A 14,119-nucleotide genomic window follows, 5' to 3' on the forward strand; every position below is an offset into this window, starting at 1 on the left:
ATTCATATATGTTTTGACGTGCTTACAGGCTTTTCAGTACAGCTTAATGAGGGAATAGCGGTTAAACGATATCACACAGATTTTAACGGCAGCACACTTTCAGCTGCCTTAATGGTCGGGCATGACGAAGTAACATCACAAAAAAAGCCTGTTTCTTTAGTGAACCGTTCTACTTATGGCAGAAAGCAGCATCAGTAAGAGTGGCTTCCGGCCAGATGACCTGCAGTGATAACCGGCACGATATCCTCAGGCTCTTCTGCCTGCTCCAGTTCGCGCAGAATACCGCAGTCCCGTGTTGCCCGGTTGGCATTGCAGTGGCTGTGGAGCTCAAATAGTTGTTTTTCCAGCATATTTAGTTCACGAATACGGGCCTGAACGTGGTTCAGATGTTCATTTATCAGGGCATTAACCGTACCGCAGTCTGCGTCTGGCTGGCTGCGCGCCTGCAGCAACACCCGGATTTCTTCATGGGTCATATCGAGCGCCCGGCAGCGCCGGATAAACATAAGCCTTTCGAGATGTGCGCTATCGTAATGGCGGTAGTTATTAGTCTGGTCCCGCAATGCGGCCTGCAGAAGCCCCTCTCGCTCATAATAACGTACCGTCTCTACAGGACATCCCGCCTGGCGGGCCAGTTCACCAATTTTCATATCACACCTCTTCTGAGCTTGACCCTGTAGTTACATCAGGGTCTTTAATGCCAGTATACGTTATGAACGGGATAAAAAAATGAGTGACTGCTGCAGTAATAAAAAATGTGGATCAGCCGCAACCGGAGAGGAGGCGTCTGTTAAAAATACCGCCACTGCCCCGACTGAGGCTTCAGGGAAAATGCCACCAAAAACGACTCAGACCACACCGGCCTGTTGCAGCACCGGGAGCTGCTGCTCAACGGACGGCCTGAGCCAGATGTCCGAACCGGTTGCAGAGCTTCCCCGCAACGATGACGTTCAGACGCGTCTGCGCATCATGCAGATGGACTGCCCGACGGAGGAGACGCTCCTCCGAAAAAAACTGGCAAAATTACCTGCCGTCAGCAATCTTGAATTCAATCTGATACAGAGGGTGCTTACCGTGACCCATACACCGCAGGCGCTGGAACCGGTTCTGCAGGCGGTGCGCTCGCTGGGTTTTGACCCGGAACCGATTGATAAAGCAATGCAGCCTGAAGGCAGCTGCTGCTCAGGCCGTGAGGCGGAAAATACCGGCGGTTCCTGCTGCTCGCCTGCCCCTGTCACATTCGGTGAGCTGCAGACGCAGCAGGTGACCGCTGACGGGGTGCGTACCAGTATCAGGATCATGCAGATGGACTGCCCGGTTGAAGAGGGCATGATCCGTAAAAAGCTGGACGGCATGTCAGCCGTCAAGGAACTGGATTTCAATCTTATGCAGCGTGTACTGACGGTGGTTCACGCACCGGATACGCTGGAGCCGGTTCTGGCCGCCATTCGTTCTCTGGGCTTTGAACCTGAACTTCCTGACAGTAATGGCCGGCACGCGGTCACTGAGGAAAAGAAAAAACACTGGTGGCCGCTCGCGCTTGCCGGTGTGGCGGCAATCGCCGCCGAAGCCATGCACTGGGCGGGCATGCCGGAATGGCTGGAAGCGGCTCTTGCTCTGGCTGCCGTTGCGGCCTGTGGCCTGTCCACGTACAAAAAAGGCTGGATTGCTCTTCGCAACGGCAACCTGAATATCAACGCCCTGATGAGTATTGCCGTCACCGGGGCGCTGGCGCTCGGACAGTGGCCTGAAGCCGCCATGGTAATGGTGCTGTTCACGATTGCGGAACTGATTGAAGCGAAATCTCTTGATCGCGCCCGCAATGCCATCGGCTCTCTGATGAAGCTGACGCCTGAAACGGCCACGGTTCAGCAACCGGACGGCTCCTGGAAAGAAACTGAGGCCAGGTCTGTATCCCTTAACAGCGTGGTCAGGGTAAAACCGGGCGAGCGTATCGCTCTCGACGGCACGGTGGTCCGGGGCAGGACCGCCATTAATCAGGCACCTATTACCGGCGAAAGTCTGCCGGTGGATAAAGGGGAAGGTGACCCGGTCTTCGCCGGGACGGTCAACGGCTCCGGTGGCTTTGAGTACCGTGTAACGGCCGCTGCCGGAAATACCACGCTGGCGCGTATCATTCATGCCGTGGAGGAAGCGCAGGGGGCAAAAGCCCCTACGCAGCGCTTTGTTGATCGCTTTGCACAAATTTATACCCCTGTGGTGTTTGCTATTGCCGTCGCAGTTGCCGTTCTCCCACCGCTGATTGCAGGTGAAAGCTGGCAGGAGTGGATTTACAAGGCGCTGGTGATGCTGGTTATCGCCTGCCCCTGTGCGCTGGTCATTTCCACGCCAGTGACCATTGTCAGTGGCCTGACGGCAGCAGCCCGCCGGGGGATATTGATCAAGGGCGGCGTTTATCTTGAAGAAGGCCGAAAGCTGAAGTGGCTGGCGCTCGACAAGACCGGCACCCTGACGCACGGTAAGCCGGTACAGACGGATGCGATTATCTATACCGGGGTGGCAGAAGATGAGGGGCGCAGTCTGGCTGTGAGCCTGGCAGGTTACTCCGATCATCCGGTTTCGCAGGCTGTATCGGCGGCATCAGATGGCATTCAGCGTTATGAAGTGGAAAACTTTGAGGCTCTGCCAGGCCGCGGCGTGCGCGGCGTCATCAACGGTCAAACCTACAGTCTGGGCAATCTGAGGCTGGCTGAAGAAACGGTGCGCTGTCCGGAAGCGGTCAGGGCTGCACTAACGGAACTGGAGACCGGGGGTAAAACGGTCATCATGCTCTGTGACACTCATCAGGTGCTAGGGCTGTTTGCGGTGGCTGATACGGTGAAGGAAAGCAGCCGCGAGGCGATAAGTCAGTTGCATAGTCTGGGTGTTAAAACGCTCATGCTGACCGGAGACAATGCGCACACTGCGCAGGCCATTGCCGGTCAGGTTGGTATCGATGAGGCGCGGGGGGATCAACTGCCGGAAGATAAACTGCGTGCTGTAGAAACATTTACGGCGCAGGGCACGACCGGCATGGTGGGCGACGGCATCAATGATGCACCGGCGCTGGCCCGCGCCGATATCGGCTTTGCCATGGGTGCAATGGGCACGGATACCGCCATCGAGACTGCCGATGTGGCCCTCATGGATGATGATTTGCGTAAAATTCCGGCTTTTGTCCGACTCTCCCGGCAGACGTATAACATTCTGGTTCAGAATATCGTTATGGCTATTGGGATCAAGGCAGTGTTCCTGGCCCTGACCATTGCAGGTATGGGGACCATGTGGATGGCCGTATTCGCGGATGTGGGGGCAAGCCTGCTTGTCGTGGCAAACGGTCTGCGCCTGTTGCGTAAGTAACCTGTCTGGCTGCTCTTCCGGTAAAGACAGGCACCTGAAAATAGCCGCTAATCTGCACTCCGATAAAGGAAGAGAGTATGAAACCGCGTAACATGATTTTATTGCTGATGCTCGCAGTCGTGTTTCCGGCAACGGCTGCGCAGGCAGTACACGGAAACCATGCCGGAATGTCACCGTCTTCTGAGGCCTATATGGACGGCATGAATAATATGCACGAAGGAATGATAAAGGCCGTACAGGACCCGGATGCAGACAGGGCATTTGCCAGGAGCATGATTGAACATCACAAAGGAGCCATTGCCATGGCCGAAACGGAACTCCGTTATGGTAAATCACCGGCAATGCGGAAGATGGCTGAAAGCATTATCAGCGCCTAGAAAGAAGAAATACGGCAGATGGAAGTATGGCTCAGTAAATAAGCTCTTTTTTATTACTTTCGTTACGGCGTAGCAGCTCCTTACTACGCCGTCCTTCACACACATAAAGTGAATTCCGGTCAGGGCCTGCTACAGAATACGTGGGATATCTGTTTTCATAAGAGCGGCGTTCAGTTTTTCCACATCACCTTCTATTACTTCTTTCTCATCGGGCGTCAGTGGCACTTCTTCAAGATAATGTTTTACCGATGCCTTACTTTCCAGTAACAGTCCTCTTGCACTTCTCTTTGGCAGATTAAAATCACATCCGATGCATGCCATACGGTGCGGGCAACTGCTCCAGAAGGGATTAGTACAGAAAGAGTCGCCCAGATCATAATATGTCGCAGGTCCCGTGAGGCTGGTTGCTGCGGGGTCATGATCAATCAGCACGCTTATCATGTGCGCTACCCGGTCAGCTTTAACAAAAGAGGCAGCAAGCTGCGTCGGGCGTATTCGAATATAATGCATGGTGGATTGCGGCGAAGAGTGTCCTGACCACTGCATCAGCTCGTATAAAGACATGCCCTGAGGAACACTGGCCAGGGCAGTTACGGCCGATGCGCGTCCCCTGTGGCTGGTAATGGGGCCCCGGCTGTCTTCCTCAGGCACTCCTGCCCGGGCACAGAGAACCGGAATAACGGTGCGGTTTATTATGTCTCTTCCCACCGGTTTGCCCCGGTACTGAAACAGAAAACGGACTTTTTCACCGGTGCGTTCATCCGTCAGAGCTGCCTGTTCTTCTGGTCGTTCTGCCAGCCAGATATCGACATACTTTTTCACCACTGCAGAAACCGGCTTAACAAAGGCTTTAGATGTCTTGCCGGCCGGCACGTTCAGATAGCAAAGAGTCCCGGCAGGAATGGTACTGCCGTCGTCCCGGTTAATATCTTCCGATTGTGGAATGATGCAGCCAGCGGTCAGGCGCATCAGCTCATTCTGACGCAGCCCTGCATGCGTCCAGATGACTGCCATAGCCTGCAGCATAGAGAGGGGGTAGTGAATTTCACTGAGCAAATCTTCCTGACGCAGATTCAGGCTTGCCCAGACCAGTTTCAGCCATACAGGATCATCAATAACACGCGGATTGACGCCCTGACGAAAGAGCGGTGTATCAGGTGTGGAGAGATGGCGGGCCGGACTGAATTTCAGACGTCCCCATTCCCAGAGTTCGTAGTCAAACATAAAACGACGAACGGCATACACGAAACCGGCACGGGAATTTGGCAGCATGGGCTCTCCGGAACGTGGAGAGCGGCGCACCCCACGTTCTGTACCCAGTGAAAGTTCATCAACCTTCATTCTTCCGATTGCAGCAATGAAGCTGGCGCAGATCTCCATTGTCCAGTCGGACGGCGAGCGAATTTCCGGATGCTCGCGGGCGAGCCACAGACCGCAGCGGAGGATAAAGCTGTACTGGCTCTCTCTGGACCGGGGCCGAAGCACCGACGTTTCTCTCCAGCGCCGGCACCACGTTACCCACTCTGTGGCAATATTTTCTGTGGGTTTTTCGTGCCACTCACGGTAATTGCGCATACGTACGGCACTTTTGAGGATGCCCATTGCGGCCAGCGCATGTGAAACTCTGCCTACTGTTCGTGCGATTCCCCGATCGTGATAATTCTGCGCGCGCCACAGGAGTTCAGTTGTGAAGCTTTCAAGCTCAGGATTATTGTTCATCATCATCAGTATGCCCAGCAGGGCTGACAGGGCGTTTTTCTGGTTCTGTCGTTTGTATCCCAGCGAGACAAGCGTATCAGTCAGCCGGTTGAGTTCCTGAATGAAAATGTCCCGGCCATAGATGGCACAGGCGTACAACGACGGAGCACCATGATGCGGCAGGTCGAACGGTGAGGGAAACGGGCCAAGATGGAAGGCAAATGCCGCAATAAGGGGCCTGCCGGAACGGTGCTGCAGGCACAACGTCAGCCACTTTTCCGAATCCCACAGCCAGCAGGGTTTCCTTGTCCGGTGTATTTCCGCCAGCACGACAGGAATGATAATCCTGACGAGTCTGTCACTCGTACCGCTGCGGGCGGCAATATCCTGAAGTGGCCGCAGTAAAGATGACAGCGGACCTTGCTTGCTCAAAGCAGAGATACGTTTGTGCCCTGTGCTTAATGCCTCAAGCTCTTCAATGCTTAACACATTATTCAGCTGATAATCTGAACGCCTGAAGGGGACATAAATTTTATGAATTCCTGTTTCTGCTTTCATCACACGGCTCCCGCCTGAAAGATAAGCCCTGCAATCTTACGGTCGGTTTCAGCGACGGCAGCAGCCATGCGGGCAGCCATATCCGTTCCCGACAGATGAATATAAATTTGTGTTGTACGTGGGTCCCTGTGCCCTGCATAAGTAGCCAGTTCATGCAGTTTCCATCCGGCCCGTGCCAGATGCGTCAGCCGGAGGTGACGAAAAGTATGCGTGGTGATGTCTGGCTGATCAGTCTCTGCCGCCCATTTCCGTACGGTTTTACTCCAGCTCCAGAAAGAGAGAGGAGCGCCGTAATTACGGTCAGAGACGGAACGGAACAAAGCACCGCCTGACCAGCCTTCCAGCCGTAGCTTTTGAAAATGGTTTGCCAGTACCGGCGCAACGTCGGCGCTATAGCAGACCATTCTTTCCCGTCTGTTTTTCGTCGTTTCTGCCCGGATGCGTATCAGGCGATGAGCCAGGTCAATGTCCTCAAGCCTCAGAGCCGTCACTTCAGTACGTCGGAGCGCCCCATAATAAGCCAGAGCAAGCATCAGTCGGTCACGCAGAGGCGCTGCAGAAACGTGTTTCAGGAACCTGAGCCACTCCCCGTCATCGGGAATAACGGGGAGTCGGTTGATACGTGGGATCAGGCCGCGTCCGGTATAAATGGCACCAGGCAAACCCGAACGGGGTAACGGGTTGAGACTGCAAATATCCTGATAAACCAGAAAGTCATACCAGAGACGAAGAGCTGAAAGGCGCAACTGGAGCGTGGCGCTTGCAACGGACGACGGCATATCAGGGAGCTGAGGTCGGATATATCCTGCAATGTCTTCAAAGGAAGCTCTTTCAGGAGCAATGTCGTGTATTTCACAGAAGGCAAAAAAATGCGTCAGGGCACTTCGATAGGCTTTAATAGTTGCGCTGGCTCTTCCTAAATTCGAAAGAATTGTAAGCCACTGCTCAGTCAGCAGAAGAGCAGATGCGGAATGCATGGAAGTGTTCACGGCCTTCCCCTTTCAGTTCATAACAACTGATTAAAGTTTATACCGAAGATGTTGCATTCCATTTAACTTACTATAAGCTGTAATTACTTGAAAATGCTACAACACCCTTTTTCTCAGCCTCACGACCAACCTTGAACCAGGGATCGCCCATTTTTAACCCAAGTGATTTTGCTGCTGAGGAACGGGCTATTATGCAGCCATCGTTATTAGACAGCACCACCACAGGTTTGCCACGGAGATCTGGTCTGAAAACTGTCTCGCAGGAAGCGTAAAATGAGTTAACATCGACTAGGGCGAACACTGCTAAGCGCCCCTAAACTTGAATGAATGCACAAGATGGCGTACCACACCGAAGACAACGGTTTCGATGTCGTCAGTCAGGGGTATAGCTGAATATGCGGGATTAGCTGGCAACAGGGCTGGAGAAGGCAACAACTGCAGTCGTTTACAGGTAAACTCTCCATTTACAGCTGCAATGACAATATCACCGTGCTTGGCCTCACGAATACATTCAACTATTAATAAATCTCCATCTCTGATACCGGCGTTACGCATCGAATCCCCTTCTGCTCGCACCAGGTAAGTACTTTCTGGATAGCGGATACAAAGGTCATCCAGGGAAAGACGCTTTTCAACATAATCCTGAGCGGGAGAAGGGAAACCACATGAAACCCCATCGCCAAACAAAGGAACACATGCCAGTGATGGATTGCTACCTGTAAGTCTGGCTATCGCCGCCATCATCAAAACCGGTGTGTTTGCTGAATTTTTCTGCGAACTTTTATCCCAACACATCGTCTGTTCTAAAGGAATTGGCATAACTCGCCCCCCTCAAATTATACTGTTTATAAATACAGTATAATAATGCATTTTCAACGATGACAAGCTGTAACTATTTGGAAAAAAGTAACCTGATGAGTTTTAAAGAATTAATTAGTGTTCTCAGTCAGGTATCATGGATGTTCGTAATTGCACAAAAATTCCGCTATAGTCCCTTTAGAATTCACGTAATTCGGAGGGGGTGATGTATCAGTCTCAAGAGAAACGCGCCTGGAATCGTGGCGTCCGTTTTGCGGGTATATGGAAACGAGCCAGAACTACTCTATTAAACTGGGATAAACGGTGTGTGTCGTGGGCGGCTACTCATCGTCTACCGTCTTGGTGTGGGCATATCCCAATGATACCCATTGCATGTTTTGTAATCCTCACTTTTGGATCATTGTTTCTCATTAGTGCCGTGCTCTCACCTCATAGAAAACATCTCTCCGAAAGTGAAAATGCACCATGTGAGAACTTTATGGAAGAGCAGCCAGGTTATGGAAAATATCGTGATGGCCAGCATGGATGGGGATGGTACGACGCTGCAGGGCGTATGGTTAACGAGGATGAGTAAGGGCTCCCCCTTACTCATTTGTGACAATTTACGCTTACTTCATAGCTTTATTTGCAACAGCATTAGCTCCAGCCTCTCCCAACTTACCTCCAGAGCTTTCAGCTTTTGCTGTTCCTTGCTGATATGCTGAGCTTAAAGCATTCCCGATGGTAACTCCTGCCCATGATAATGCCCCTAACCAAACAGCAGGAAGTACCAGAAACATAGTGCCCATAACCAGATTCATAATAAGGTCATCTGAGCTGTTCTGCAGTCCCGCCATATTGAACCGACTGTGTGTATCCGAACTGTACAACGCGGTTAACAGCCAGCTGTCGAGCCAGCGCGCCAGTTCCCACCAGAATGTCAGGAAGTTAAGAGCAAACATCACAAAGGTCAGCGTAATAACGGTTTTGAATTCGTAGGCCGCAAATGCCAGGATCAGCGGCAGCATGACATATATTGCCATCAGCAGGATGGCCTGCACCATTGGCAGCGCCTGTCGCATCGCATCGAACGCCGGGAACGCGGCCAGACTGCCGAGGGCCGTACCGCCAATGGAGGCCACGCGCGCCGCGGCATTATCCAGGGTAAAATCGGCATTGCCGCCATAGCCGGCATACACGTGACCATTCTGTGAGACAGTCAGGCTTTCCGGGCTTACCAGACGACGGATGACGGCTTCCTGATAGTCACTGTCGTTAAAGCCTGACATTTTCATTGCGGCCGAGATACGCAGCCACATATCGGGGTCGGCCTGATCTTTCACCCGCGCTTTCAGTCCTGTGTCCGTACTGCTCCACCACTCGCTGCAGGTGGGATAGCCTCCTCTTCCGGTATTGGGCCGGCCACTGTCCCGGCTGTCAGACCATGGGAACGCAGCCCGGGGCAGTTTGGACTGCAACGAAGGATAGTACCGGCTCAGGAATGTACTGCTGCCAATCCATTCGATATCACGCAGCGTAGTTTTGTCCTTTGTCTGGCCCTGATCCTGTTGCTTCCACAGATACAGCGCAACCGAATAGCAGTCGTTGGTGAAGTCCTGCAGTTCCTGCGCCAGCGCTTTGTTGTCGATACGCGTATGCTGCACTTCAAAGCGGATCTGCCGCATGTCAGGGCGGCAGGGAATGGTCGCCACGGCCGCCTGGGTTACCCCTTTCGAGAGTTTATGAATCAGCACCCACCACACCGGTGCTGCGGCCGTCTGGTCGTTGAGACTGGTGACCACGCCGGCATACCCGCTTTCATCCGGCGCTTTTGGCGTCCACACACCACAGCTCTTTGCCCGGGTTGTGTCGTACTGCATCGTACTGAGGCTGACATTAATCAGCGGTACGCAGCAGGCAATCATCACCAGGAATCCGGCATACAGCGCGTTCTCGATACGAGGCAGCGACAGCATCCCCTTGTTGCCTTCATCCTCCCCCTCTTCACGGACTTTGAGCCAGATCCCCACCACCTTAAACGCCAGCGGCAGGACAAAAAGCCCGGTGCTCAGCAGGACATTCCACAGGCCGTTATTGATCACCCAGCCGAGCAGCGTGAGAAAATACTCAAGATAGCTGTTTGTTGTCATCGTCAGGCTCCCGGACCGGTAAACATCGCGTACTCACACAACGCGATAAAAAGCACACTGACCACACTGATGCGCAGCAGCGGCCGCCGGTATGCCTCCCGAAAACCCGGCGCATGCCGGATTTTCCAGAGGCCCCAGGCAACAAGCGCATACAGCGCCAGTCGCCACATCAGCCAGCCGTAACGCGTCGACTGCATCCAGCTCCGGAATGCAGCAGCTTCAGTCGGATGTTTCATGGCGGTGTCAGCCATCATCAGTGAGACCACCATGAACAGCGCCATACAGGCGAGGAAGAAGCCGGCACGGGTCAAGACTTTCCTGACAGTCGTTTTATTACGCATCCTTATTCCCTCATTCAGCCGACTGCGGCGCTGCCATCTGGTTGAAGCGACTGTCGGTATTGTCATCGGACTGGGTCTGCGGGTTGGTTTCGACGCGCTGATTCTCCCTGTCGATAATGGTCAGCACAGAATTACGTGACAGTTCGCGCTTCATCTCCATCTCGTTTTTCAGCGCCGCGATTTCCCGATCCAGCGCCTCAATGCGCTGGCCGGCGGTATCAATGGCCTTTGGCTGGGCAGCGGCATTCGGCTCCGACATACCGGTAACCATCATGCGACGCATCAGCAGCGCCGTTTCCACCGTGTCAGACATGGCCAGTTCGCCTGCAAGGCGGGCGGTTAGGGCCGCGTTATCCGGATCACGCTGCAGGGCTTTAATCACGCCGGCCGTCACCGGCAGTCCGCCAGTTTTCAGCTTCGCCAGATTCGCGGCCGTGGGCTTTTCCGTACCGTTGACGAGCCTGACCAGCTGCTCAGCGTTGGCTTTGGTTGCCTCTTCCAGCAGTGGGGCAAAACCGGTGCCGGCAACGGTCGTACCGGGCTGGTCATCCGCATCACCGCTGGTACATTCACTCGCGTTGGCACAGGTGCGCATCGAGCGATCGCCCAGCACCTTCACGGTCATGGCCGCCGCCTCTTCCGCGCTGCCGAATTTAGAGCATGCGCCACCGTTACAGCTGCTTTCGCCCACGGTCGAATCAGACGTGACGGGCAGACCGTTCATCATGTTGTAGCCGGCAGCGACAAGGTCATGGGTGACACGTATCGCGGGCTGCCCCGCCCCCCCACGTTTTTGGCCGCCAACCCAGTTACTACCTGACGCGCCGCTGGCCTTGCGACCTGCGTCATCAACACGAACTGCGTCAGCATCACCGCTGTTTACGATGGATTTGTACTCATCCATCATGGCCTGCTGCGTCCAGTTACTGCTGTCGCTGAAGTCCATCATTTTTTTCGCCATGTTCTGGCAGTTGAGTTGCGCCTTGTCGAATGACACATTGGCCTGAAGCACGCCGTTGGTGAGCATGTCATACAGACCGGGGTTAGCCCGCTGAATGACCATCGCCGGCAGACTGGCCACCGCGCCGGTGGCCCCCTGAATCACGTCGCCCATCAGGTTTTTAAAGCCTGATGTGACGCCGTTGAGCTGGTTGCCGACTGTGGTTTTCAGATCAAAATTGCCGCACATCAGGTCACTGCTCCAGCCGGTATTCAGCCCCAGCTTCTGCATATTGCCGCGCGTGGCCGGCTGGGAAATGACCGAGCCGCCGCCGAGGGTGTAGAACAGTTTGTCCGACACCGCACCATCGACGGACTTGCCGTAACCGATGGCGCTGTTGTTCACCTGCGGCAGGGACATGCCCAGGATGGTATTGTCATCATCGGCCGCGTGCGCGCCCGGGAGGACAGTCAGCAGTGAGCCGGTCAGCAGCAGGCTTAAGCGAACGGCTGAAAATGAAGGTGTTTTTTTCACGGTTTTCCTCATCAGATATCAGTGCTGCCCAAAAATTTCTGCCCGCGCTTTTTGCAGCAGCTGTAGGGCTGCCAGAACGCAAAGGCTTCATTGTTATCGCTCGCGGCGGTATAGCTCCCGTCCGGGAAGACGGCACATGACTGAGTCATGTGGGGAGCCAGCCGCTGCCATTTGTGATTGCGCGTGCCGGTGTTTTCCGTGACTTCGCCCGGTGGCCAGTACCCGTCATGATGGCTGCCCTGGAGCACCTGATAAACATGGGGCTGCCCGGCGCGGGTGATAATGTCTGCCACACGCTGCGCCACCACGGCAGAGGCTTTGTCATCATCGGTCTGGCTGATAAACCCCGAACGGGGATAGATGTTGCCCCACATATTGGCTGCTGCCTGACTGCCGATTTCCCGCTGGCCGGGCACAAGCGCTTCCGGATACAGGGACTCCGGTACGCCCGTGCGCCAGGCCGCCGAATCCAGCGTACTCAGGAAGTAAGGCATTAACGGGGTGGCTGCGGTATCACAGGAATAGCCCGGAATACTGCCGCCAATCAGGGAGGTGGCCGGGTGGCCAATCGCATCGGCATACTTGAAACGCACGGCGGACTTGCGCTGGCCGGGATTTTTCATGTCTGCCGGATTGGCTCCTCCGGCAGAAACACCGGAAAGCCCGCTGGTTACGGCACTTTCCAGCCCGCCGGCGGTCTGGCTGACAAACGCCATTTCCTGCCACGGGTTGCCGCCCGGCGCGACATAGGTCGAAACGACTGCCTGAGGAATGAAGTGGGTGACTTTGACCGACGTGCGCACCTTGCAGCCAAAGGGGGTGCAGAACAGCCAGTAACAGATGCCACTGACACGCCAGCTGATACAGTTTTGCGATACGGCGCTGGCAATAATCTGCGCCGTGTTAAGTGCTGCAACAGCTGCCGGCGCGGTTGCCGTACCCAGTACCGTGGCAACCGCCAGCGAGCACACTGTGGTTCTGATGCGGGAAGGTTTTGTATTCACTGACCACCCCCCCGGTTACGCAGGGAAGTGGCCACGTCAACATCCGTGGTGCCGTACACCACATCGCGGTCATCAAACACCACGGCCGGCACTTTTTTAATGCCCAGTTCCCAGGCCCGGACCACCTGGCGATAGGAATCATTCAGCTGCAGCTGTTTTTGTTGCCAGGCAGATGATGCCATAACCTGCCTGACCTGTGCTTCGGCCTGCTGCGGGTCTGCAGGCAGTTCCCCGAACATCTCGGCCTGCAGTTGGTCAGGACCATCAAGAAGTACCACCGGCACGTCCGGCGGCAGATTTGCCGGCAGATGCTGACTGTCGGTGAAGACGACCGTGCCGGCCAGTACGGATGCCGGCAGCAGAGCCGGCAGGAAAACAAGTGAGGTCAGTTTCATGAATCGGGGCTCCGTCAGACTGAATCGCCTGACAGCGTGCCCGTGGCCGTTCAAAAAAGCCGCATTAAATTCTATACCCGAACAAAAAAATTAATCAGCGAATCTGTAGCTTTTGCAGTAGGAAATGATCACAACCATTTAGCTAATGATATAACTACAGACGGTTAAACCCGGCATAAAGTACTAATCTGTAATCATTCAACTAAATTGCCAGAGGTGATGATGAATATCAGGTATCTGTATGGAAAGGAGAAGATTCTTGGCCCCGTTATCCGCGACGAAGCTCCGATACGACTGTGTGACCTGACGCATTATTCACGCATGGAAAACGAAAAAATGCGCGATAATGAAATGGAAAAAATTTTCACTCCGGATCGTTATCAAGTTGCTATAAAAATTAATGGGCGCACCCTTAACCCTGACGATATGACTGCAGATCCCATGTTTACGCTATCGCCTCGTCATTGTTATTGTATATGTTTGAGTAATCGGCAAGATGAGCCAGAACTCTATGCTGCTTTTAAAGCTGATATCTGCATCGCATTCGACGTTGATCTCCTCCAAGAAAGACTTTCTCTTTTAGACCACAGATTCCCGGGTACTGAAATTAAAGGGAAAGATGTGATCTATTATCATCCAGGAACGGCACCAGACAGCTTCACTCCTGAAGAACTTGTTTTTTTTAAACCAAATATATTTTCTCATGAAGCAGAGTATAGGATTGCGCTATTTTATCCTCTAAACAAAACAGGGTTTGCATACGAGGGAGGAGTTTTACCTTTCAAAATGGAAGGTGAATCAATGTTCATGGATATTTCCCATCAGCAAAAAGGATTTATAAGTGAATGCGTTAAGAAGGTTATGCGAAGGAAATCTTCTTGACCTCGTAGTCAATTTTATGACGTTACTTAGCAAAAAACCGGCCCTGAGGGCCGGTATGCAATATTGTTATTTTCTTTTTGTAATCATGCCCCT

The 14,119-nt window shown here is 53.7% G+C and carries 12 protein-coding genes and 1 pseudogene; 3 read left to right on the forward strand and 10 right to left on the reverse strand.

What is annotated here, in order from left to right; translation table 11 throughout:
• Window positions 1–191 precede the first annotated feature (191 nt).
• The gene (gene cadR, locus CYR52_RS10360; protein ID WP_006785990.1) at window positions 192–650 is read right to left on the reverse strand and encodes a Cd(II)/Pb(II)-responsive transcriptional regulator; all 459 of its coding nucleotides are present in this window, start codon (window positions 648–650) and stop codon (window positions 192–194) included.
• A gap of 259 nt (window positions 651–909) precedes the next feature.
• Between cadR and CYR52_RS10365 the strand changes: the two genes are divergently transcribed.
• Together CYR52_RS10365 and CYR52_RS10370 are read left to right on the forward strand one after the other, a co-directional pair.
• Complete coding sequence (locus CYR52_RS10365; RefSeq protein WP_006785989.1) at window positions 910–3,360, forward strand: heavy metal translocating P-type ATPase; 2,451 nt, start codon at window positions 910–912, stop codon at window positions 3,358–3,360.
• Between the two features lie 77 nt (window positions 3,361–3,437).
• Window positions 3,438–3,737 carry a DUF305 domain-containing protein gene (locus CYR52_RS10370; protein WP_006785988.1) on the forward strand — a complete coding sequence of 100 codons (300 nt, stop codon included), beginning with the start codon at window positions 3,438–3,440 and terminating at the stop codon, window positions 3,735–3,737.
• A gap of 129 nt (window positions 3,738–3,866) precedes the next feature.
• On the opposite strand, the gene CYR52_RS10375 is transcribed toward CYR52_RS10370, so the two are convergent.
• From CYR52_RS10375 to CYR52_RS10415, 9 genes and pseudogenes are all read right to left on the reverse strand, one after another.
• A complete protein-coding gene (locus CYR52_RS10375; RefSeq protein ID WP_006785987.1) occupies window positions 3,867–5,993 on the reverse strand; it encodes a tyrosine-type recombinase/integrase in 2,127 nt (708 codons plus the stop codon).
• Window positions 5,993–6,970, reverse strand: coding sequence for a tyrosine-type recombinase/integrase (locus tag CYR52_RS10380; protein WP_023202702.1), 978 nt, complete (start codon window positions 6,968–6,970; stop codon window positions 5,993–5,995). Before CYR52_RS10380 ends, CYR52_RS10375 begins: the two co-directional genes overlap by 1 nt.
• Window positions 6,971–7,055: 85 nt before the next feature.
• Window positions 7,056–7,283 (reverse strand): annotated as a pseudogene (locus CYR52_RS10385) (Y-family DNA polymerase); the annotation flags it as partial.
• 2 nt (window positions 7,284–7,285) lie between these two features.
• Window positions 7,286–7,723, reverse strand: coding sequence for a translesion error-prone DNA polymerase V autoproteolytic subunit (gene umuD / locus CYR52_RS10390; protein WP_029376740.1), 438 nt, complete (start codon window positions 7,721–7,723; stop codon window positions 7,286–7,288).
• Between the two features lie 686 nt (window positions 7,724–8,409).
• On the reverse strand, window positions 8,410–9,930 hold the full coding sequence (locus tag CYR52_RS10395) for a conjugal transfer protein TraG N-terminal domain-containing protein (RefSeq protein WP_006785984.1): 1,521 nt from the start codon (window positions 9,928–9,930) through the stop codon (window positions 8,410–8,412).
• 2 nt (window positions 9,931–9,932) lie between these two features.
• Window positions 9,933–10,271, reverse strand: a complete 339-nt coding sequence (locus tag CYR52_RS10400; protein ID WP_020899218.1) for a hypothetical protein — start codon at window positions 10,269–10,271, stop codon at window positions 9,933–9,935.
• A gap of 10 nt (window positions 10,272–10,281) precedes the next feature.
• Window positions 10,282–11,757: an integrating conjugative element protein gene (locus CYR52_RS10405; RefSeq protein ID WP_020899219.1), complete on the reverse strand. Its 1,476-nt coding sequence runs from the start codon at window positions 11,755–11,757 to the stop codon at window positions 10,282–10,284.
• Window positions 11,757–12,749 carry a TIGR03756 family integrating conjugative element protein gene (locus tag CYR52_RS10410; RefSeq protein WP_020899220.1) on the reverse strand — a complete coding sequence of 331 codons (993 nt, stop codon included), beginning with the start codon at window positions 12,747–12,749 and terminating at the stop codon, window positions 11,757–11,759. The genes CYR52_RS10405 and CYR52_RS10410 overlap by 1 nt, the downstream gene beginning before the upstream one ends.
• Complete coding sequence (locus CYR52_RS10415; protein WP_006785980.1) at window positions 12,746–13,144, reverse strand: TIGR03757 family integrating conjugative element protein; 399 nt, start codon at window positions 13,142–13,144, stop codon at window positions 12,746–12,748. The genes CYR52_RS10410 and CYR52_RS10415 overlap by 4 nt, the downstream gene beginning before the upstream one ends.
• A gap of 336 nt (window positions 13,145–13,480) precedes the next feature.
• Between CYR52_RS10415 and CYR52_RS10420 the strand changes: the two genes are divergently transcribed.
• Complete coding sequence (locus tag CYR52_RS10420; protein WP_223151192.1) at window positions 13,481–14,026, forward strand: hypothetical protein; 546 nt, start codon at window positions 13,481–13,483, stop codon at window positions 14,024–14,026.
• Window positions 14,027–14,119 lie beyond the last annotated feature (93 nt).

The sequence above is a fragment of the Chimaeribacter arupi genome (assembly GCF_002858805.1).
Taxonomy (GTDB): Bacteria; Pseudomonadota; Gammaproteobacteria; order Enterobacterales; family Enterobacteriaceae; genus Chimaeribacter; species Chimaeribacter arupi.